The organism is Streptomyces sp. GSL17-111, from assembly GCF_037911585.1.
Lineage (GTDB): Bacteria > Actinomycetota > Actinomycetes > Streptomycetales > Streptomycetaceae > Streptomyces.
The window spans coordinates 499,884-520,343 of record NZ_JBAJNS010000001.1; the positions used below are offsets into that span (position 1 = coordinate 499,884).

At 74.4% G+C, this 20,460-nt stretch carries 20 protein-coding genes; 11 read left to right on the forward strand and 9 right to left on the reverse strand.

The genetic code is table 11. The annotated features are described in order from the left end of the window. Positions 1-93 precede the first annotated feature (93 nt). Positions 94-903 (forward strand): methyltransferase domain-containing protein, encoded by an 810-nt coding sequence (locus V6D49_RS02355; protein ID WP_340556640.1) that lies wholly within the window; start codon positions 94-96, stop codon positions 901-903. A 61-nt stretch (positions 904-964) separates the two neighbouring features. On the opposite strand, the gene V6D49_RS02360 is transcribed toward V6D49_RS02355, so the two are convergent. After that, positions 965-1,183 carry a hypothetical protein gene (locus tag V6D49_RS02360; RefSeq protein ID WP_340556641.1) on the reverse strand — a complete coding sequence of 73 codons (219 nt, stop codon included), beginning with the start codon at positions 1,181-1,183 and terminating at the stop codon, positions 965-967. 269 nt (positions 1,184-1,452) lie between these two features. Between V6D49_RS02360 and V6D49_RS02365 the strand changes: the two genes are divergently transcribed. Beyond that, complete coding sequence (locus tag V6D49_RS02365; protein WP_340556643.1) at positions 1,453-1,869, forward strand: CBS domain-containing protein; 417 nt, start codon at positions 1,453-1,455, stop codon at positions 1,867-1,869. Between the two features lie 100 nt (positions 1,870-1,969). Here the strand turns inward: V6D49_RS02365 and V6D49_RS02370 are convergent, their stop codons facing one another. From V6D49_RS02370 to V6D49_RS02400, 7 genes are all read right to left on the reverse strand, one after another. Next, positions 1,970-3,985: a prolyl oligopeptidase family serine peptidase gene (locus V6D49_RS02370; protein WP_340556644.1), complete on the reverse strand. Its 2,016-nt coding sequence runs from the start codon at positions 3,983-3,985 to the stop codon at positions 1,970-1,972. 61 nt (positions 3,986-4,046) lie between these two features. Then, positions 4,047-5,399: a M20/M25/M40 family metallo-hydrolase gene (locus V6D49_RS02375; RefSeq protein ID WP_340556646.1), complete on the reverse strand. Its 1,353-nt coding sequence runs from the start codon at positions 5,397-5,399 to the stop codon at positions 4,047-4,049. Further along, complete coding sequence (locus tag V6D49_RS02380; RefSeq protein ID WP_340556648.1) at positions 5,392-6,222, reverse strand: M55 family metallopeptidase; 831 nt, start codon at positions 6,220-6,222, stop codon at positions 5,392-5,394. The genes V6D49_RS02375 and V6D49_RS02380 overlap by 8 nt, the downstream gene beginning before the upstream one ends. Positions 6,223-6,296: 74 nt before the next feature. Continuing rightward, on the reverse strand, positions 6,297-7,031 hold the full coding sequence (locus V6D49_RS02385; RefSeq protein WP_340556650.1) for a class I SAM-dependent methyltransferase: 735 nt from the start codon (positions 7,029-7,031) through the stop codon (positions 6,297-6,299). 20 nt (positions 7,032-7,051) lie between these two features. Next, positions 7,052-9,505, reverse strand: coding sequence for an ATP-binding SpoIIE family protein phosphatase (locus V6D49_RS02390; protein ID WP_340556651.1), 2,454 nt, complete (start codon positions 9,503-9,505; stop codon positions 7,052-7,054). Positions 9,506-9,611: 106 nt separating this feature from the next. After that, the gene (locus V6D49_RS02395) at positions 9,612-10,466 is read right to left on the reverse strand and encodes an SAM-dependent methyltransferase (protein WP_340556652.1); all 855 of its coding nucleotides are present in this window, start codon (positions 10,464-10,466) and stop codon (positions 9,612-9,614) included. A 110-nt stretch (positions 10,467-10,576) separates the two neighbouring features. Next, positions 10,577-11,029 carry an SRPBCC family protein gene (locus tag V6D49_RS02400; protein ID WP_340556654.1) on the reverse strand — a complete coding sequence of 151 codons (453 nt, stop codon included), beginning with the start codon at positions 11,027-11,029 and terminating at the stop codon, positions 10,577-10,579. A gap of 186 nt (positions 11,030-11,215) precedes the next feature. Between V6D49_RS02400 and V6D49_RS02405 the strand changes: the two genes are divergently transcribed. From V6D49_RS02405 to V6D49_RS02435, 7 genes are all read left to right on the forward strand, one after another. Further along, entirely contained in the window at positions 11,216-12,247 is a 1,032-nt protein-coding gene (locus V6D49_RS02405) for an Rv2578c family radical SAM protein (protein WP_340556656.1), read from the forward strand. 176 nt (positions 12,248-12,423) lie between these two features. After that, complete coding sequence (locus tag V6D49_RS02410) at positions 12,424-12,852, forward strand: hypothetical protein (protein WP_340556658.1); 429 nt, start codon at positions 12,424-12,426, stop codon at positions 12,850-12,852. 2 nt (positions 12,853-12,854) lie between these two features. After that, entirely contained in the window at positions 12,855-13,628 is a 774-nt protein-coding gene (locus V6D49_RS02415) for a transcriptional regulator (RefSeq protein ID WP_340556660.1), read from the forward strand. 46 nt (positions 13,629-13,674) lie between these two features. Continuing rightward, positions 13,675-14,127, forward strand: coding sequence for a roadblock/LC7 domain-containing protein (locus V6D49_RS02420; RefSeq protein ID WP_340556661.1), 453 nt, complete (start codon positions 13,675-13,677; stop codon positions 14,125-14,127). Positions 14,128-14,157: 30 nt separating this feature from the next. Continuing rightward, complete coding sequence (locus tag V6D49_RS02425; RefSeq protein WP_340556663.1) at positions 14,158-14,532, forward strand: hypothetical protein; 375 nt, start codon at positions 14,158-14,160, stop codon at positions 14,530-14,532. A gap of 216 nt (positions 14,533-14,748) precedes the next feature. After that, positions 14,749-16,197, forward strand: a complete 1,449-nt coding sequence (locus V6D49_RS02430; RefSeq protein ID WP_340556665.1) for a glycoside hydrolase family 16 protein — start codon at positions 14,749-14,751, stop codon at positions 16,195-16,197. A gap of 73 nt (positions 16,198-16,270) precedes the next feature. Then, complete coding sequence (locus V6D49_RS02435) at positions 16,271-16,759, forward strand: GNAT family N-acetyltransferase (RefSeq protein ID WP_340556667.1); 489 nt, start codon at positions 16,271-16,273, stop codon at positions 16,757-16,759. Here V6D49_RS02435 and V6D49_RS02440 read toward each other — a convergent pair. Further along, positions 16,756-17,385, reverse strand: coding sequence for a hypothetical protein (locus V6D49_RS02440; protein ID WP_340556669.1), 630 nt, complete (start codon positions 17,383-17,385; stop codon positions 16,756-16,758). The two genes, V6D49_RS02435 and V6D49_RS02440, sit on opposite strands and share 4 nt — an antisense overlap. A 393-nt stretch (positions 17,386-17,778) precedes the next feature. On the opposite strand from V6D49_RS02440, the gene V6D49_RS02445 reads away from it, so the two are divergent. Both V6D49_RS02445 and V6D49_RS02450 read left to right on the forward strand, forming a co-directional pair. Further along, positions 17,779-19,563 carry a 3-hydroxyacyl-CoA dehydrogenase family protein gene (locus V6D49_RS02445; protein ID WP_340556671.1) on the forward strand — a complete coding sequence of 595 codons (1,785 nt, stop codon included), beginning with the start codon at positions 17,779-17,781 and terminating at the stop codon, positions 19,561-19,563. An 86-nt stretch (positions 19,564-19,649) separates the two neighbouring features. Beyond that, a complete protein-coding gene (locus V6D49_RS02450; RefSeq protein ID WP_340556673.1) occupies positions 19,650-20,444 on the forward strand; it encodes a TetR family transcriptional regulator in 795 nt (264 codons plus the stop codon). The last annotated feature ends 16 nt before the right edge of the window (positions 20,445-20,460 follow it).

A 20,460-nucleotide genomic window follows, 5' to 3' on the forward strand; every position in this document is an offset into this window, starting at 1 on the left:
CCGGGCGCCGCCGCCCGGACGCGTCGACCCACTCAAGTCCGCGATGCGAGACGATAGTTCTCGTCATACGGACGACGCTCTAGGGTGGCGGCCATGCCGGAAGAGACCGCCGTGTACACCCACGGCCACCACGAGTCCGTCCTGCGCTCGCACCGCTGGCGCACCGTCGAGAACTCGGCCGCTTACCTGCTCCCCCTGCTGCGCCCGGGCAGTTCCGTGCTCGACGTCGGATGCGGCCCGGGCACCATCACCGCCGGCCTGGCCGCGCGGGTGGCGCCCGGGACCGTCACCGGGCTCGAACAGGCCGCGGACGTGCTGACCGCCGCGCGGGCCGCGGCGCGGGAGCACGGTGTGTCGAACGTGGTGTTCACCACGGGTGACGTCCACGCGCTGGACTTCGCGGACGACAGCTTCGACGTCGTGCACGCCCACCAGGTGCTCCAGCACGTCGGCGACCCGGTGCGGGCGTTGCGCGAGATGCGCCGCGTCTGCCGTCCCGGCGGGGTCGTCGCCGTCCGCGACGCCGACTACGACGCCATGACGTGGTACCCGGCCTCCCCCGCTCTGGACGCCTGGCAGGAGCTGTACGGCCGGGTCGCGCGGGCGGGCGGCGGCGAGCCCGACGCGGGACGGCGGTTGTTGGCCTGGGCCCGCGCGGCCGGGTTCACGGAGATCACACCCTCCGCCGACGTGTGGTGCTTCGCCACCGCCGAGGACCGGGCGTGGTGGAGCGCGCTGTGGGCGGACCGCACCGTGGAGTCCCGGTACGCGCGGCTCGCGGTGGAGGGCGGGCACGCCACGGCGGAGCGGCTGGCGGAGATCGCGGCGGCCTGGCGGGCGTGGGGCGCGCACCCCGACGCCTGGTTCAGCGTGCTGCACGGGCAGGTTCTCTGCCGGGTCTGAGCCCGGCCCCCGACTCCGGGAGAAGCCGAGGGGGCCACCCGCACGGGGCGGCCCCCGAAGCTCACTTGGCCACGTCGAGCGCCGCGAGCGCCTGCGCCCAGCGGACGTACTTGAGCTCGGCCAGGTCGCGCACGGTCTTGACGTTGAAGGCTTCCTGAAGCAGCTCCCCGTCCCGGTCCGAGACCCCCTTGAGCGCGGCCACGGGAGCGTCGAGAATCTCGTCGAGCTCCTTCTCGGCCCACGCCTTGTCCAGCACCTTGCCCAGGTCGATCGACGCCACGGACATCGCCTCCACACGTGACTCGGGCCCGCACCGAACGCGGGCCTCTACAACGGTGTAGAAGCATAGGCACGCGTCCTCCCGCCGGAACCAAGATCACGCGAACCGGCCGCGCAATGTCCGAAACCCACCCGTCCCGGCCCGGAACCCGCTCACGCGGCGGGCGTCCCGGGCCCGCCGCCCTGCGGTTGCCGGGGCCCCGGCCGGGGCGCAGGATGGCTGCTGTCGTACGGCCCCCGTGCGGCACCGGCTCGACGTGGAGGTACCTCATGACCACGGCGAAAGACATCATGCATCCGGGTGCGCAGTGGATTCCCGCGCACGAGACCCTCGACCGCGCCGCCCAGCTCATGCGGGAGCTCGATGTGGGCGCCCTGCCCGTGAGCGACGCCGACGAGCGGCTCTGCGGCATCATCACCGACCGCGACATCGTGGTCGAATGCGTGGCACGCGGCCACGACCCGTCCCGCGTGACGTGCGAGGCGCTGTGCCACGGCACGCCCCGCTGGATCGACTCCTCGGCGGACGTGACCGAGGTCCTGGACGAGATGGAGGGCCACCAGATCCGGCGGCTCCCCGTCATCGAGAACAAGCGGCTGGTGGGCATGATCAGCGAGGCCGACCTGGCCCAGCACCTCAGCGAGGACCAGATCGCCCACTTCACCGAACGCGTCTACGCCCGCTGACCTCACCTCCGGCCCCGGCCGCGCCGGTTCGGTGGCGTCCGGCCGCACACGCCCGCCCACCGCAGCGGACGTAGCGGTGGGCGGGCCCGGTCCGCTCGGTTCAGCGGCCGTGGAACGTGCTCCGGTACAGCTCCAGTTCCGCCTCCACCGCCCGCACGATGGTCTCGGCCCGGCGGAAGCCGTGGCCCTCGCCCGCGAACGTCAGGTAGGTGTGCGGGACCGGCTCACCGTCCGCCTCGGCCAGCGCGGCGAGAAAGCGTTCGCACTGCTCGGGCGGGCAGATGACGTCGTCGAGCCCCTGGAGCAGCAGGAACGGGACCGTCAGCCGGGCGGCGTTGCGGGCGGGCGAACGCCCGCGGTACCGCTCGGCGTCCCGGCCGGGGTGGCCGATGAGCCCTTCGAGGTACCGCGACTCGAAGTCGTGCGTGGCGTCCCCCGACCAGCTCTCCGGTTCGAGGATCGGGTAGCTGATGGTGCCGCAGGCGTAGACGTCGGCGGTGGCCGCGGAGGTGAGGGAGACCGCCGTCGTCCAACCGCCGGCGCTGCCGCCCCGGATCGCGAGCCGCTCCCGGTCGGCACTGCCCTCCTCGGCCAGCGCCCGGGCCACCGCCGCGCAGTCCTCGACGTCCACCACGCCCCACCGGCCGCGCAGCCGCTCCCGGTACGCGCGCCCGTAGCCGGTGGAGCCGCCGTAGTTGACCTCCGCGACGCCGATGCCGCGTGAGGTGAAGTAGGCGATCTCCAGGTCCAGGACGAGGGGGGCGCGGCCGGTCGGCCCGCCGTGCGCCCAGATCACGTACGGCGGCGCGGAGTCCTGCGGGCCCCGGACCCGGGGGTTGCGGGGCGGGTAGATCTGCGCGTGGACCTCACGTCCCTGGGCGGTGACGGTGCGCGGGACGGGGACCGGGTAGTACGCCGGATCCACGGGATCGGTGTGGTGTGCGGCGATGACCGTGCTGTGCCCGGTGGCCGTGTCGAGTTCGACGATCTCGTGGGCGGTGTGCGGGCCGGCGGCGATGCCCACGACCCGGGTGCCGTCCACGGCGAGGGCGGCGGACCACTCGGTCCACGGCCCGGTGGCGTCCACGACCGAGCCGGTGCGCGGGTCGAGCAGGCCGAGCCGCTTCGCGCCCCGGCCGTGCAGCACGGCCACCGTCCCGTCCTCCAGGGGCGCGAACCAACGCTGCCCGACGCGCCACAGCGCGTCGCCGAACTCCTCCTCGCGCGGGCAGAGGTTGACGGCCGGGCCGCCGCCGGGGTCGACGCGGTGCAGGTTCCACCAGCCGGAGGCGTCCGTCACCGCGAGCAGCGAGCCGTCGGCGGCCCACTCCACCTGCGCGACGGACTCCTCGGGCCCGCCCAGGACCGTGCGGGCCGCCCCCGGCACACCGTCCCCCGTCAGTTCGGCCAGCCGCAGCTCGGTGCCGTCCCAGGGCATCCGCGGGTGGTTCCAGGTGAGCCACGCCACGTGCCGCCCGTCGGGCGAGACGCGCGGACCGGTGACGAAGTCACCGCCGCCGGCGGCCGTCCCGTCGCCGCTCAGCTCCCTGACCCGGCTCCGGTCCTCGGCGGCGGAGCCGTCGAGCGGCACGGCGGCCAGCACGCGGCGCACGTCGGTGGGCCGCTCCCCGGTGAACTCCTCCAGGACGCACCAGACCTCGCCCCGCTCCGGGCGCACCACCGGGTCGGCCCAGCGCAGGCCGCCACCCACCCCGGAGACCGGCGTGAGCGGGCGTGGCGCCGCACCGGGTACGTCGGGCTCCACGGCGTACATCCGCTGGTCGCCCTGGTGGGTGAAGACCAGCAGCGGACCGCCGTGGTCCCGGGGCGCTCCGGCCCAGGGCAGACCGCCGTACTCCATCACCCGGTTCCGCACGTTCCACGGCTCCGGAAGCACGGACTCCGGCTCCTCGGGGGCGGCCTCGGACGCCGCCCCGCCCGGGGCGCGCAGCCGCATCAGCGCGCGGCGCCCGCCCTCCTCGGGCCGGGGTGCCGTCCACCACAACTCGCCGCCGACGGCGCCCAGGTACTCGGGCCGGCCGTCGTGCGCGGCCACCAGCGCGGCGTCGATCGGCGTGGGCCACGTGCCGTGGGGGAGGGTCTGCGAAGCCGTCACCGGTGCGTCTCCTGACGGTTGCTGCGGTCTCGGGCGGGCGGGTGCGAGGCGGCCGGGGGAGCTAGAGGGACAGCAGGGCGCGGTCCAGGGCCCGCACCCCGAAGTGCAGGGCGTCGACGGGGACCCGCTCGTCCACCCCGTGGAAGAGCGCCCCGTAGTCGAAGCCGGGCGGCAGCCGCAGCGGCGAGAAACCGTAGCCGTCGATCCCGAGGCGGGAGAACTGCTTGGCGTCCGTGCCGCCGGTCAGGCACCACGGGACGGCGTGCGCGCCGGGGTCGAAGTGTTCCAGCGCCTCGCACAGGGCCGCGAACGTGGCGTTGTCGACGGGCGCCTGCAACGGGATCTCGCGGTGCTGGAACTCCCAGTCGACGCCGTCACCGGTCAGCGCGTCGAGGGTGCGGACGAAGTCCTCCTCGGCGCCCGGCAGCATCCGCCCGTCGACGTGCGCGCCCGCGCGGCCGGGGATGACGTTCACCTTGTATCCGGCGTCGAGCATCGTGGGGTTGCTGCTGTTGCGCAGGACCGGCCGGATCAGGTCGGCGGCGGACCCGAGCGTGCCCAGCAGCTCCTCGGCGGCGCCGGCGGCGTCCGGGCCGTCCAGTCCGGTGGCGTCGACCTCGTGCAGCTCCGCCAGGCGCCGCAGGGCCGCCCGCACGGTCGGCGTCAGGTGGACCGGCCAGGTGTGCTCGCCGATCCGCGTCACGGCGGCGGCCAGCCGCGTCACGGCGTTGTCGGGGTGGATCTTCGAACCGTGACCGGCACGGCCCTGGGCGGTCAGCCGCAGCCACGCCGTACCGCGCTCCCCCGCGCCGACCGGGTAGAGCCGCAGCCCGGTGTCGGTGTGGAAGGTGAACGCGCCCGACTCGCTGAGCCCCTCGGTGCAGCCGTCGAACAGCTCGGCGTGCTGCTCGACGAGGTATCCGGCGCCGTACTCGGCGGTGTCCTCCTCGTCCGCCGTGAAGGCCAGCACGACGTCCCGGCGCGGACGGACGCCCGCACGGGCCCACGCCCGGACCACGGTCAGGGCCATGGCGTCCATGTTCTTCATGTCGATGGCCCCGCGACCCCACACGCAGCCGTCGCGCAGCTCACCGGAGAACGGGTGCACCGACCACTCGGCGGCGTCTGCGGGGACGACGTCGAGATGGCCGTGGACGAGCACGGCGTCGGCCGTGGGGTCGGTACCGGGGATCCGGGCGACGACGTTGGTGCGGCCGGGGGCCTTCTCCAGCAGTCGGGGCTCGACGCCCGCGTCGGCCAGCCGCTCCGCGACGTACTCGGCCGCCGGCCGTTCGCAGCCCTCGCCGCCGCCCCGGTTGGTGGTGTCCATGCGGATCAGGTCGGCGGTGGCGGCCACCACCTCATCCAGCGCCCGCTCGTCGATGTGCGCCCCGGACGCCGCTCGCTCAGCCATACTGCTCCTCCACCGCCGCCGACACGACCGTCGTCACGGCCTTGAAGCAGCGGATGCCCTCGTACATGGTCGGGGAGGCGTAGCCGACCCGGCGCTCCCCCGTCTGCCGGACGCCGGGCACCACGGTGGCCGCACCGGCCAGGTGCTCGGCGTCGAACTCCAGCGTCACCTCGTGCTCGGTGACGACCGGCTCGTGCCGCACCGCGAGCGGCGCCGCCGCACGGGCCGCCGCACGGATGGCGGCGGCGCTGCGGGCGGGCGGCAGGCACACCGCCGCGTAGCGCGACACGTACTCCTTGACGGCGGCCGTGCGCGCCCCCGGCGCGTACCCACCGGCGTCCTCGCAGGCCTTGTCGTCACCGGTCACCAGGACGACGGGCACGCCGTACTCGGCGCACACCAGCGCGTTGAGGAGGCCCTCGCTGGCCCGCCTGCCGTCCACCCACACCCCGGTGAGCGAGTTCGCCAGGTAGGTGTGGGCCAGCACGCCCTCGGCCCCGGCCGCCGCGTGGTAGCCGACGAACGCGACGCCGTCCACGTCACCGTGCTGCACGCCCTCGACCATGGACAGCGCCTTGTGCCGCCCGGTGAGCAGCCGGGCCCGCTCGTCGAGCTGTTCCAGCAGCAGGTTCCGCATGGACCAGTGCGCCTCGTTGACCAGGACCTCGTCGGCACCGCCGGCGAAGAACCCGGCGATCGCCGCGTTGACGTCACCGGTGAACATCGGCCGGTGCCGCTCCCACTGGGCGTGCCCCGGCAGGACGTCGTCCGGCCAGGTGACGCCGGTGGCCCCCTCCATGTCGGCGCTGACAAGGATCTTCATGGCGGGACACGTTACGCGCCCCGCCCGGCTCGTGGAAGCGCGCCCGGCCGGGGCGGGCGCACCGGGCCCGCGTGTCAGCCGTTCCGCCCCACCACGAGCCACTGCGCGGGCAGCCGCACCGCGACGCCGTCCGGGCCGGGTTCGGTCGTCACGAGCGGTTCCCGACCGGAGGCCAGCACCGCGAGCCCGGCACCGGCGAAGGCGGCGGGGACCTCCTCGTCGGCCATCTCCGTGGGCGCTATGCCGTGCTCGAAGACGGCGGCGAGCGTGGGGGGCGGCCCGCCGGGGCGGCCCATCAGCCCGCGCAGGGCCTCCTTGGCGGCCGCGGCGGGCTCGCAGACGAACGCCCGGCCGCGCGCGCCCAGGAGGACGGCCACGGCCTCGGTGAAGCGGGCCCGCTCCGGCGGCGGGCACTGGTGCAGGACGCCGCGCACGTAGACGTGGCTGTCCCCCAGCTCGGCGTGGAGCCGGGCGGCGACGTCGGGGTCGGTGACGTCGGCGGCGCGGAAGTCCACCCCGGCGGCGCCGGGCTGCCGCCGGGCGAGCTCCACGGCGGCCGGGGATATGTCGAGGCCCAGGACCGGCGTGTGGTGCCCGGCCAGGACCACCGTCTGCCGCCCGGAACCGCAGCCGAGGTCCAGCAGGGGAAGGTCGCCGGTGAAGTGCGGTGCGAACAGCGGGCGGTGCCGCTCGACGGTCACCTCGGGGGCCGCGTCCCAGAAGACGCGCCCCGGTTCCGCCGGAGCCTGCTGCCAGTATCCCTCCCACCGCGTGCCGGAACCACCGTGGATGTCCTCGACTGTCGTCATCTCGCCCCCTGGGCCGGTTGTCAGCGGCGCCGCAGCGCCAACTCGAACCACACCGTCTTACCCCGTCCGGTGCGGCTCGTACCCCACCGGGTGGCGAGCCGGCTCACGACCCGCAGGCCCCGTCCGGCGGCGGCGTCCGGTCGTGCGCTGAGGAGTTGGGGCAGGGCCGGGTCCTCGTCGGAGACCTCGCACAGCAGGGCGTCCCCGCGCACCAGGCGCACCTCGACGCCGGCGGTGCCCGCGTGCTGCACCGCGTTGGTGACCAGCTCGCTCACGAGCAGTTCGGCGGTCGCACCGAGGTCCTCGTGCCCCCACCCGGCGAGCTGAGCGCGGACGAAGGCGCGGGCCCGGCCGGGCGCGCGGACGTCGGCGGCGAGGGTGTGGGCCGCCGTGTCGTCGCCGTCGATGCCGTTGAGCCGCGCCATGAGGAGGGCCACGTCGTCCTTGCGCCCGTCGCGCTCGGCCGCCGCCGCGGCCGCCAGGGTGCGGATGATCGTGTCGCAGGCGTCGTCCATGGACGCGGCCGGGTGGGCCGCCGACTCGCACAGGGCGGCCAGCCCGGTGCCGATGTCCTGACCGCGCACCTCGACCAGTCCGTCGGTGCACATGACCAGCCGGTCGCCGGGTGCGACGGGGACCTCGGCCGTCTCGAAGGCCACGCCCCCGACGCCGATGGGCGCGCCGGTCGGCAGCTCCAGGAGTTCGCTGCGGCCGTCGGCCGCGTGCACCAGGACGGGCGGGATGTGCCCGGCGTTGGCGATGAGCAGCCGGGAGCGGATCGGGTCGTACACGGCGTACAGGCAGGTGGCGAGGTAGCTGTCGCCGAGCCGCTGGGCCAGGTCGTCGAGGCTGCGCAGGAGCTGGGCCGGCTCCAGGTCCAGGCCCGCCATCGTCTGTACGGCGGTACGCAACTGGCCCATCATCGCGGCCGAGTTCAGCCCGTGCCCCATGACGTCGCCGACCACGAGGGCGGTACGGGAGCCGGGGAGCTGGATCGTGTCGAACCAGTCGCCGCCGACCCGGCCGAGGCGGGTGCCGGGCAGGTAGCGCGTGGCCGTGTCGCAGCCGGGCATGCGGGCGGCGATCCGCGGCAGCATGCTGTCCTGGAGGGTGTCGGCGACGTTCTCCTGGTAGGTGTACATGCGGGCGTTGTCCAGCACCAGACCGGCGCGGGCGGCGAGTTCGGCACCGGTCACGCGGTCCATGTCGTTGAACTCCGGGCGCTCCCGGTGGCGCAGCAGGATCATGAAGCCGAGCACGACGTTGCGCGCCTTCAGCGGCACGACGAGCATCGAACGGTGGGTGATGAGCGGGCGGATGTCCCGTTTCTCGAACTGCGAGGCGATGGCGTGGCCCATCTCCTCGGTGATGCGCGGCACCAGGACCGGCTCCCCGGTGGTCATGCACTGGAAGAAGGGCGTGTGCGCGGGGAAGGGCATGGACTCGCCGACGGGGACGACGTCCTCCCAACGCCCCGGCTCGTCGGTGTGCTCCAGCGCGACGCGGTGCCACAGCGTCGTGGTGTCCGGGACGCCGTCGGGGAAGCCCTCACCGGCCACGACCTGCTCCCGCAGGTAGGTTCCGGCGACGTCGGTGAAGCGCGGGACGACGGCCGCGCTCACCTCCTGGATCGTCCGCGCGAGGTCCAGCGAGGTGCCGATGCGGCCGCTGACCTCGTTGAGGAACTCCAGGCGCTCGCGGACGGCGGCGTGTTCGAGGTCCGACTCCAGTTCGGCGGCGGCCGCTTCGGCGGCCTTCGGGTCGATGTCGGCCTCCGCCGCCGCGCGGATCAGCCGGGCACGGCGGGCGACGCGCCGTGCCACGCCCCAGTCGGGTGTGACGGGCACACGCTCGTGCCGGCTGACCTCCAGCACCGGGTAGCCGAGCTCCAGGACCTGGGAGACCACCCGGGCGCTCTCCTGCGGGCTCATGCTCGGCAGGATCTCGGGCAGCCGGGCGGCGAGCCGGTCGGCCCCGGGGAAGTCGGTGTGCAGGGCGAGCCCGGGCGCGATGCGCCGCTCCTCCTCGTCGGAGGCGGTCAGGCCCTCGGTACCGGTGGCCAGCACCAGCAGCCGTTCCGGACCGGGGCCGACCAGGGGGTAGGCCCACCACAGGACGTCGCCGGGGTCACCCGCCCCGGAGCCGCCGGCCCGGCCGGTCGTCGCGTACCCGACGGCGTCGCCGCGCAGCCCGGCCTCCCAGCCCGGATCGCCGAACGCGCCCGAGACCGGCATGAGTTCGGCCGCCGGACGGCCCACCGCCTCCTCCCGGGACGGGCCGAAGAGCCGGCGCGCGCCGGTGCTCCAGTGCGTGATGGCGCCCTGCCGGTCCACGACCACGACGGCCAGCGGGATGCGCCCCTGGGCTTCGGGCCCGTCGGAGTTCACCGACGGATCCGACGCCGTCGAGGCACCGGGCCCCTCGCGGGCAGGGCCGCCCGACGGGGCCGCGGTGCTCGGCTGCTCGTGCTCCATGGGCTGCCAGTCTCCTTCCAGCGGACCCCTACCACGGTAGAGGCGTGGAGGTGCCGCGCGCCGGAGAATCCGGGCAAAGACCTGCTGAAACCCGGCGGGACGGCGACTACGGCTTGCGCGCGACCCCGCAGTAGAACGCGACTTCCTCGGGCTGCTCGGGCTGTGCGGGCTCTCCGGTGCCGCCGGGCGCCGGGGCCACGACGGGCTCCGGCCGCCAGCGGGAACAGGAGACGACGCCCGGCTCCAGCAGTTCCAGGCCCTCGAAGAAGCCGGCGATCTGCTCGGGGGTGCGCTGCTTGAGCTTCGGGGTTCCCACCGAGTTCCAGAACCTGACGGCCTCGTCGACGTCCTCGAAGCCCGGCGCCGTGATCGTGTGCGACAGCAGGAGGTGGCTGCCGGAGGGCACGGCGTCCATGACGTGGCGCACGATGCGGTACGCCTCGTCGGTGTCGTCGACGAACATGGCCACCCCCAGCAGGATCACCGCCACCGGCCGGGAGAAGTCGAGGGTCTTCGCGGCCTGTTCGAGGATGGCGCCGGGGTCGTGCAGGTCGGCGTCGATGTAGTCGGTGACGCCCTCGGGGGTGCTGGTGAGCAGGGCGCGCGCGTGGGTGAGGACGAGCGGGTCGTTGTCGACGTAGACGATGCGGGAGTCCGGCGCGACGCGCTGGGCGACCTCGTGGGTGTTGTCGGCGGTCGGCAGCCCGGTGCCGATGTCCAGGAACTGCCGGATGCCCACCTCACCGGTCAGGTGCCGCACGGCGCGGCCGAGCAGCGCCCGGTCGGCCCTGGCGTACTCCAGGATCCCGGGGTGCAGGCGGTGGATCTCGTCCCCGGCGGACCGGTCGACCTCGTAGTTGTCCTTGCCGCCCAGCCAGTAGTTCCACATCCGCGCCGAGTGGGGCACGTTGCTGTCGATCCGCGGCACACCGGGCTGGGCTGCGGTCGCGTCGTGGGTCATGGGAACTCCGTGTCTGGGGCGGGGAGGTGGAAGGTCCCAATCTAGAGGGGCGCGGCCCGTCGCACGAGCCCCGGGAGGGTCCTGCCCCTCGCCACCGCCGGACCGCGCGGTCAGGCCCGGGCGCGGACGACGCCGTCCAGGCGCGCGAGGAGCTCGTCGTAGATGCGGCCGAGGCCCTTGGGGGCGAAGGTCTTCTCGAAGAACCCGCCGATGCCGCCGGCTCCCTGCCAGGTCGTCTCGACGGTGACGCGGCTGCTGCCCGTGGTCGCCCCCGGGGTGACGGTCCAGGTGGTGACCATGGACGAGTTGCGGTCACGCTCGGTGAGCCGTCCGGCGGAGGGCTCGTCGACCTCCAGCAGGCAGTCGCGGACCCGCTTGCTGGTCGCCTGGAGCCTCCAGTGCACGAGCGTGCCCGCGCCGGTGCCGCCCTCGCGCACCTCGTACTCGCCGAAGTGCTCGGTGAGGACGCGCTCACGGGTGCCGGCGTAGTCGGCGAGGGCTTCGAACACCGTGTTCGGGTCCGCCGCGATCTCGCGCTCCCTGCTGACCTCGACCTGGGCCATGGCTCCTCCTGGTGTCGCGTCGTGGGGTGCGCCCGGCGGATCCGGTGGACCCGGCGCACCACCGGCCATCCCACCACCCCGGGCCATGCGGGCCAAATCACGGTTGACACGGATGGCCCGAACAGGTGTTCTATTCTCGAAGCGGGGGGGGCGACCGAGGCCGGGGGCGAGCACGAGGAGGCAGTCATGCGCTGGGACCACCTGGGCGGGGACGGCTCCGCCGCCCTGTTCGGCACGGACGCCGTCGTCACCCGCACCGTCGACACCCCCGAGTTCCGGGGCGTCACCTTCCACGAGGTCCGCGCCCGGTCGATCCTCAACCGGGTGCCCGGCGCCTCCCGGATGCCGTTCGACTGGACGGTGAACCCCTACCGGGGGTGCACCCACGCCTGCGTCTACTGCTTCGCCCGCACGACGCACAGCTACCTCGACCTGGACACCGGGCGGGACTTCGACTCCCAGATCGTCGTCAAGACGAACGCCCCCGAACTGCTGCGGCGCGAGCTGGCCTCCGCCCGGTGGCGCGGCGAGCACATCGCCATGGGCACCAACGTCGACTGCTACCAGCGGGCGGAGGGCCGCTACCGGCTGATGCCGGGCATCCTCACCGCCCTGCGGGACTTCGCCAACCCGTTCTCCATCCTCACCAAGGGCACCCTCATCCTGCGCGACCTGGACCTGCTGCGTTCGGCGGCGGCCGTGACGGAGGTCGGCGTCGCGGTGTCGGTGGGCTTCACCGACGAGGAGCTGTGGCACACGGTCGAACCGGGCACCCCGGCCCCCGAGCGTCGACTCGACGTCGTCCGCACGCTCAGCGGGCACGGCATCGGGGTGGGGGTGCTGATGGCACCGGTGATCCCGTTCCTGGGCGACTCGCCGGCGCAACTGCGGGCGACCGTGCGGGCCGTCGCCGCCGCCGGGGCCACGTCCGTCACACCGCTCACCCTGCACCTGCGCCCGGGGGCGCGGGAGTGGTTCACGGCCTGGCTCGCCCGCCACCACCCGCAGCTCGTGCGCCCCTACGAGAACCTGTACGCGGAGGGGCCCTACGCGCCCACCTGGTACCAGCGCCGGATCACCGGCCAGGTGCACGAGCTGGCCGCCGAGTACGGCATCGGCCCCTCCCGGGCGGGCGCGGCCCGGCGGCTGCCGCCCACCGGTGAGCCCCCGCCGGGCTCCGCGCGGGAGGACGGGGGCGTCCAGCTGACGTTGCTGTGAGGCGGACGGACCCGGCCGGGGCACATGCCAGCCGGATATGCGGCGCGGACTATATCCCGTGCGCGGCGATTGCGGAGCAGTACCGCCGAAATCGCCCGAACGAGTGGCACGAAGCGTAACTTCACCCTCACGTCCGGTGCCAATCCCGGTGCCGGAATCCGGGGAGGAATGCTGGCGTGTCCGGAATCGACGAGTGCCTGCTCGCGGCGATGGGACTGTCCGGTGCGCGTGGGGCGGCCGTGGTCGACTGGACCAGCGGGCTCGCCCTGGGCACGATCGGCTCCGCCGTGTCCGGCGACCACGAGGTGACGGCGGCCGACACCGCCGAGCTGGCCCGGACGGCCGCCGAGCAGGTGACGCTCGCCGAGGCGGCTCCCGGCGGCCCGCCGGCGGCGGCCGGCCCACCCGACGCGTCCACCCCTCCCGAGCCGGCCGTCGAGGACCTCATCATCACCACCCGCGACGGCTACCACCTGCTGCGCTTCGTGGAGACGGCCTTCGACAGCAGTGTCTTCCTGCACCTGTGGCTGGACCGGCGGGACGGCAACCTCGCCCTGGCCCGCATCCGGTTGGCCGAGCTGGCGCGTGAGCTGGTGCTGAGCTGACCATGGCGACCGCTCTCGACCACCTCCTGACACACCTGGCCGACGAGGCCGCAACCGGCGCGCTCGTCGGGCCCGCCGGCACCCTGTACCTCCTCGACGGCGCCGTGGCCCACGCCGAGTGCACGGGGGCCCCCGACGTGGGCACCCTGCTCGTGCGGGCCGGTCGCCTGGACGCCGCCGTCTGGCGGGACGCGCACGACGGCGGCGCCCGGTCGCTCCTGGAGCACGGCCACCTGACGCGGGGCGAGTTGGAGATCTGCCACCTGGGAGCGCTCCACGACGCCGCCTACCTCCTGCGGTCCCACCCCGAGGGGCCCGTCCGCTTCGACCACGGGGTCCGGCACTGGCTCGGCCCGGTGCGTTCGGCGCCGGTCGCGGCACTGGACCGGGAGATGCGGCGGCGCAGCCGGCTGCTGCGGCGGATCTGGCCGCACGACGAGGTCGACTCCGCGCCGGTCCGCCTCCGGCGGGCGGCGGAGCGGGGCCCGGCGGCGCGATGCGCCGTCACCCCCCGCCAGCTCGACCTCCTGCGGCTCGCCGACGGCCGTCGCACGCCGGCCGACCTCGCCACCGCGCTGGCCCGTCCCGCGTACCGCACGCTGCTCGACGTCCGCCGACTGGCCGCGGCCGGGCTCATCGAGACACCGCACACCTCCCCGCCGCCGCTCCCCCGGCGCCGGGCGGACGACCCGCCGCCCCCGGTGCCCACGCCGACCGACTGCCCGGACATCGCGACCCTGCGCCGCATACGTGACGCCCTGGAGGCCCTCCGTTGAGCCCACCACCCGACCGCACCCCGTCGTCGTCCACCCCCACCGCGTCATGAGGCGTGCACTGCGCCAGCGCCCGGTGGGCGAGCGGACGCCTCCTCCCCCGCCCCCGCCGCCCGCGCCGCCCCGGCCGCCCCGCCCGGACGTCTTCGACGAACTCGTCCGACTGCGCGCCCGGCTGCCGCAGGTCACCGGTGCCCTCGCGGCGAGCGTCGACGGACTCGTGCTGGCCTCCGACACCGCGCGGGTGGATCCCGAACCGCTGGCCGCCGTCACCGCCGCCTCCCTCGGCGTCGCGGTACGGCTCGCCGACGTCACCGGGCAGGGCGGCTTCCGCGAACTCGTCGTCCGCGCCGAGGGCGGCTACGTCGCGACCTACGCGGCCGGCACCACCGCCGTCCTGACCGTGCTGGCCGAGCCGCGCAGCAACGTCGGCCGCGTCCACCTGGAGGCCCGCCGCGCGGGCGCCCGCATCGGCGCTCTTCTCGAAGACGCCGCTTCCTGACCCTCCGTCACACCACAGAAAGGACATCCCATGGCGAACACCGAGACCACTCTCAAAGAGGCGATGACGACCATCGACGGCGTCGTCGGCGTCGCACTGGTCGACTACGAGAGCGGCATGGCGCTCGGCACCCTCGGCGGCGGCAAGGACCTCGACCTCAACGTCGCCGCCGCCGGGAACACCGACGTCGTGCGGGCGAAGGTGCGCACGATGGAGCACCTGGGACTCAAGGACGAGATCGAGGACATCCTCATCACGCTCGGCACGCAGTACCACCTGATCCGCCTGCTCAAGCGGCGGGACGCGGGCGGGCTGTTCCTCTACCTCGCGCTCGACCGGGGCCGGGCCAACCTCGCCATGGCACGGCACCAGCTCCGCCGCGTCGAGGCGCAGCTGGAGATCTGACGGCCCGTAGGCGACCCGGCCGGACGGCCGTCGCACCGCGCGAGGACCTCCGCACCGGCGGTGCGGGGGTCCTCGTGCCGTCTCCGCCCCTGTGTGCACCATCCCTTCAAGAAGTCGACGTGCCAGGGGCGTTGACGGCCCCCCTGCGTCCATCTATAAAACTGCGAGAGCGCTCTCAGCCTTGTGCTTCCCCCCACCCAGGAGGTGCTCTCCTTCATGTCCGCACACGTCCACAGACGACACGCCCTGCTCGGCGTCGTCGCCCTGCTCCTCGCCGTCCTGGCCTCCGGCCTCGGGACGTCCTCCGCCCGCGGGGACATCCCGCCGCCCGCCGACGGCTGGGAACTCCAGTGGGGCGACGACTTCACCGGGCCCGACCGGACGCCGCCCTCCAGCGAGAAGTGGATCACCGACCTCGGCCACTCCTATCCCGGCGGCCCCGCGAACTGGGGCACCGGGGAGATCCAGCGCTACACCGACTCCCCCGACAACCTGAGCCTCGACGGCAACGGCAACCTGCGCATCACCCCGCTCCGCGACGAGGCCGGGAACTGGACCTCCGGGCGGATCGAGACCCGCAGGAGCGACTTCAAGGCGCCCGAGGACGGCACCCTGCGCATCGAGAGCCGGCTACGGATGCCGGACGTCGCCGGTGAGCAGGCCCTCGGCTACTGGTCGGCCTTCTGGGCCCTCGGCTCGCCCTACCGGGGCAACTACTGGAACTGGCCGGGCATCGGCGAGTTCGACGTGATGGAGAACGTCAACGGGATGAACCGCGTCTGGGGCGTCCTGCACTGCGGCGTCGCCCCCGGCGGGCCGTGCGACGAGAACAACGGACTGGGCGCCAGCCGTCCCTGCCCCGGGGCGACCTGCCAGGCGGCCTTCCACACCTACCGGTTCGAGTGGGACCGCAGCGTCTCCCCGAACGAACTGCGCTGGTACGTCGACGACCAGCTCTACCACCGGCTCGCCCAGGACCAGTTCGACGCCACGACCTGGGAGAACATGACCGGTCACGCCGGATACTTCATCCTGCTCAACGTGGCGATGGGCGGCGGGTTCCCCGACGGGGTCGCCGGGCACGCCACGCCCACCGCCGCCACCGAGCCGGGCCACTCCATGCTCGTCGACTACGTCGGCGTGTGGACGCGCGGCGGCGACGGCGGACAGGACCCGGGCGACCCCGGTGAGCCGACGCCGAGCACCCTGTACCTGCGGGACGGCGGCGGGCTCGGCGAGGCGGCGCCCGCCTCCGGGACGGCGACGCTGGCCTCCGCCGACGGCCGCAACCACGACGGCACACCCCACGCGCCGCAGACCTTCACGGCCCGGGGCGTGACGGGCGACTACTCCGGTGGCGCCACGGCGTTCGACCTCTTCGTGGACGCCGGCACCACCGTGGGCAACGGCCAGCAGGTGCGGATCTCCTACGACCGGACCGGTGACGGCAGTTGGGAGCGCTCCGAGACCTACCACTACTTCGCCACCGATCCCGTGCCCGGTTTCGAGCACTACACGGCCGAGCGCGGGCTGCACTCGGCCACCGGCGACCACGGCGACATGGTGAACGGCACGGTACGGGTGGAGGTGTGGAACGCCATCGGCAACGGTCCGAGCACGCTCGGCACCGGCGACCGGTCCGTCCTGCACCTGCCCTTCGGCTGAGCCCGGGCCCCGCCGGCCGTGCCGACCGCTCGACGGTTTGGCACGGCCTGCGGGGCCGCGTCATGCTGGCCCGGTGCTGATCAGAGAAGCGACCGAAGAGGACTGGCCCGCGATCTGGGCCTTCATGCGCGGCGTCATCGCGGCGGGTGAGACCTACACCTACGACCGCGACACCCCGGAGGAGGCCGCCCGCGCCCTGTGGTTCGTGCCGCCGCCCGGCCGGGCGTTCGTCGCCGTGGACGACGACGGGACGGTGCTCGGCACCTCCAAGGTCACGCGCAACCAGGCAGGGGGCGGTTCCCACGTGGCCAACGGGAGCTACCTGGTCGACCCGGCCCGCAGCGGGCGCGGCGTGGGCCGGGCGCTGGGCGAGCACTCGCTGGAGTGGGCCCGCGCGGCGGGCTTCCGGGGCATGCAGTTCAACGCGGTCGTCGCCACCAACACCCGGGCCCTCGCGCTGTGGCAGTCGATCGGCTTCACGGTCATCGGCACGGTTCCCGGCGGGTTCGACCACCCCGACCAGGGGTCCGTGGACCTCCACCTGATGTACCGCGACCTCTAGCCGGAGGACGCGGGGGGCTTCCGGGACGCGGGGGACCGCGGGGGCCGGAGCGCGCGCAGGGCCGCCTCGGCGGCGGGGCGCAGCGGCGGGTGGGCCAGGGCGTCCGTCAGCAGCGGGCGGGACGCCGGGTCGGCCAGCACGGCCAGGCCCTCGACGCAGGCCCGCGCGACGGGCCAGTGGTGTTCCGGGCCGGCCAGCAGCCGCCGCAGCAGCGCCGAGAGCGTCGGTGCGGCCTCCGGCGCGCGGAGCCGGGCCAGGAGGCGCACCGGGTGGACGGCGTAGGCCGTGCGCAGGGCGTTGCCGGCCAGCGCCGCCGCGGCCCGGCCGGTGCGGGGGTCGGCCAGCCGGAACAGCCCCTCGGCCGCGTTCTCACCCCGCCCGGAGTCACGGTGGTTCAGCAGGAAGACCAGCGTCTCGAAGGCGCGGCGGTCCCCCGCGAGGGCGAGCGCGTAGGCGGCCATCTCCTGTTGCCACAGCGGGCGCCCGACGGCGGTGAGCCACTCCGCGAGCGCGTCACGGGCATCGGCGCGGGCCGGTGCCGTCGCGGCCAGGGCGAGGAGACGGTCGCGCGTCGGGCCGTCCTCCTCCTCGACGCGTTCCGCCATCGCCCGCAAGGTGTCGTCCACGGCCCCGCCCCTCCCGGCGCCCGTCCCCGGCGCCCTCCCCCGGTGCTTCCCCGGCCGGGCGGGCGGCCACACCGGTCACGTGGCGGGGACCACACGACATCGCCCCGCCACCCCTCTGGCGTTCTTGTTACCAGCCGGTTAGCCTGCTCATCAGAGCGGGACAACCGCTCAGGCGGTCTGGTGACGCAGCCGCCGAGAGTGTCAGTCGGTTCAGCATCCGTACGTCCGCGTACGCACGTTACGGCGTCGGCCCGGGACAGGGCCGTGCCGGCTCACCGCCCCGCCGCGGTCCTCCCCCAGCGCCCCTGCACCGCCCCAACGGGTGTGCGCGGCGCACCGGTCCACGCGGCAGGCCGGCACCCTTTCTCTCGTCGTCACCCCTGGAGTCCCGTGATGGACCGTCCTTCCCTGAGCACAGTCGCCGTCGTCGGCCTCGGCACGATGGGCACCGGCATCGCCGAGGTCCTCGCCCGCGCGGGCCGCGAGGTCGTCGGAATCGACACCAGCGACGAGGCGGCCCGCCGGGCCGTGGCCGCGCTGGAGGCGTCCACCGCCCGCTCGGTGGCCCGCGAGCGGATCACCGAGCGGGAGCGGCAGGACGTCCTGGGCCGCTTCCGGACGCACCGGGACGTCCGGGCCGCCGCCGAGGCCGACCTCGTCATCGAGGTGGTCCCCGAGGAGTACGCGCTCAAGCACGAGGTGTTCCGGGCGCTGGACGAGGTCGTCAAGCCGACCGCCGTCCTGGCCACCGGCACCAACGCCCTGTCCGTGACCCGCCTGGCGGCCGACTCCGCGCACCCCGAGCGCGTCCTCGGGCTGCACTTCTTCAACCCGGCGCCCGCCATGAAGCTCGTGGAGGTCGTCTCCTCCGTCCTCACGGCGCCGGCGGCCGTCGACGCCGTGACCGAACTGGCCGAGGAGCTGGGCAAGGAGCCGATCCGGGTCGGCGACCGCCCCGGCTTCGTCGCCGACGGCCTCCTCTTCGGCTACCTCAACCAGGCCGCGGCGATGTACGAGTCGCAGTACGCGACCCGCGAGGACATCGACGCCGCGATGAAGCTCGGCTGCGGCCTGCCGATGGGCCCGCTGGAACTGCTGGACCTCATCGGGATCGACACGGCCCGCACCGTCCTGGACGCCATGTACGCCGAGTCCCACGACCGGCTGCACGCCCCCGCGCCGATCCTGGGCCAGCTGAGCCGGGCGGGGCTCACCGGCCGCAAGGCGGGCCGCGGCTTCTACACCTACGACGCCCCCGGGAGCGCCGTCGTCGTCCCCGACGCCCTCACCCCCGACGCCGGGGCGCGGCGCGGCACCGCACGCGAGGTCGGCACCGTCGGCGTCGCCGGCTCCGGGACGATGGCCAGCGGCATCGCCGAGGTGTTCGCGAAGGCCGGCTACGACGTCGTCCTGGTGGCCCGCAGCGAGGAGAAGGCGGAGAAGGCCAAGGCCCGCGTCGCCTCCTCGCTGGACCGCTCGGTGAAGAAGGGCCGGATGGGTCAGGAGGACCGCGACGCGACGCTGGCCCGCGTCACCCCCGCCGGTTCGCTGGACGCCATGGCCGACGTCGACCTGGCCGTGGAGGCCGTCGCCGAGGACCTGGGGATCAAGCAGGAGCTCTTCGCCACCCTGGACCGCGTCTGCAGGCCCGGCGCCGTCCTCGCCACGACGACGTCCTCGCTCCCCGTCGTCGCCTGCGCCCGGGCCACCGGCCGCCCGCAGGACGTGATCGGCATGCACTTCTTCAACCCCGCCCCGGCGATGAAGCTGGTGGAGGTCGTCCGCACGGTCCTGACCGGGGACGACGTCCACGCCACCGTCCGCGAGGTGACCACCCGCATCCGCAAGCACCCCGTCGACTGCGGGGACCGGGCCGGTTTCATCGTCAACGCCCTGCTCTTCCCGTACCTGAACAACGCGGTGAAGATGCTGGACGAGCACTACGCGACGCTGGACGACATCGACGCGGCCATGAAGCTCGGCGGCGGCTACCCGATGGGCCCGTTCGAGCTGCTGGACGTCGTCGGACTCGACGTCTCGCTCGCCATCGAGCGGGTGCTGCACGAGGAGTTCCGCGAGCCGGGCCTCGCGCCGGCGCCGCTGCTGGAGCACCTGGTGGCGGCCGGGTGCCTGGGCCGCAAGTCCGGGCGCGGCTTCCGCGAGTACGCCCGTCGGTGAGCGTTCCGACCGGGTGGGGCGGGCTGCTGGAACCCTCTTCCGGCGGCCCGTCCGTCCCGTCCAGCGGCCCGTGTAACGTTCCCCACATGTCGCAGCCAGCCAAGCCCGCTCGAACGAGCACTCGTACCACCGCGTCGTCGCAGCGCCTGAAGCTGCGCCGGGAGCTGGCTGCCGCGGCGATGGAGCTCTTCGCCACCAAGGGCTACCAGGAGACGACGGTGGACGAGATCGCCGCCGCCGCCGGAGTGGCCCGGCGGACGTTCTTCCGCCACTTCCGGTCCAAGGAAGAGGCGATCTTCCCCGACCACGACGAGACGCTGGAGCGCGCGCGGGCCGTCCTGGAGGCCGCGCCGCCGCACGAGAACCCGCTCGACACCGTGTGCCGGGGGATCAAGGAGGTCATGCGCATGTACGCGGCCTCCCCGGCGGGGAGCGTCGAGCGCTACAAGCTGACCCGCGAGGTACCGGCGCTGCGGGAGCGCGAGATCGCCTCCGTGGCCCGCTACGAACGGCTCTTCACCCGGTACCTGCTGGGCCACTTCGACGAGGCCGCGCACCGGGACGGCGACGACGACCCGCTGCTGGCCGAGGTGGCGGCCTCGGCGGTGGTCACCGCGCACAACCACGTCCTGCGCCGCTGGCTGCGCTCGGGCGGCCAGGGCGACGTCGAGGCGCAGCTGGACCGGGCCTTCGCCATCGTCCGCGAGACGTTCGGCACCGGCTTCGGCGCGAGCCGCGCCACGGCCCTGAGCGGCGGCGTGTCCGAGCCGGCCGCCGTCACCGCCCAGACGGACCGCGACGTGCTCGTCACCGTGGCCCGCACGGACACCCCGCTGCCCGAGATCATGCGCACCATCGAGGCGGCCCTGCGACCGGGCTGACGCCGCGCGCCCCGGC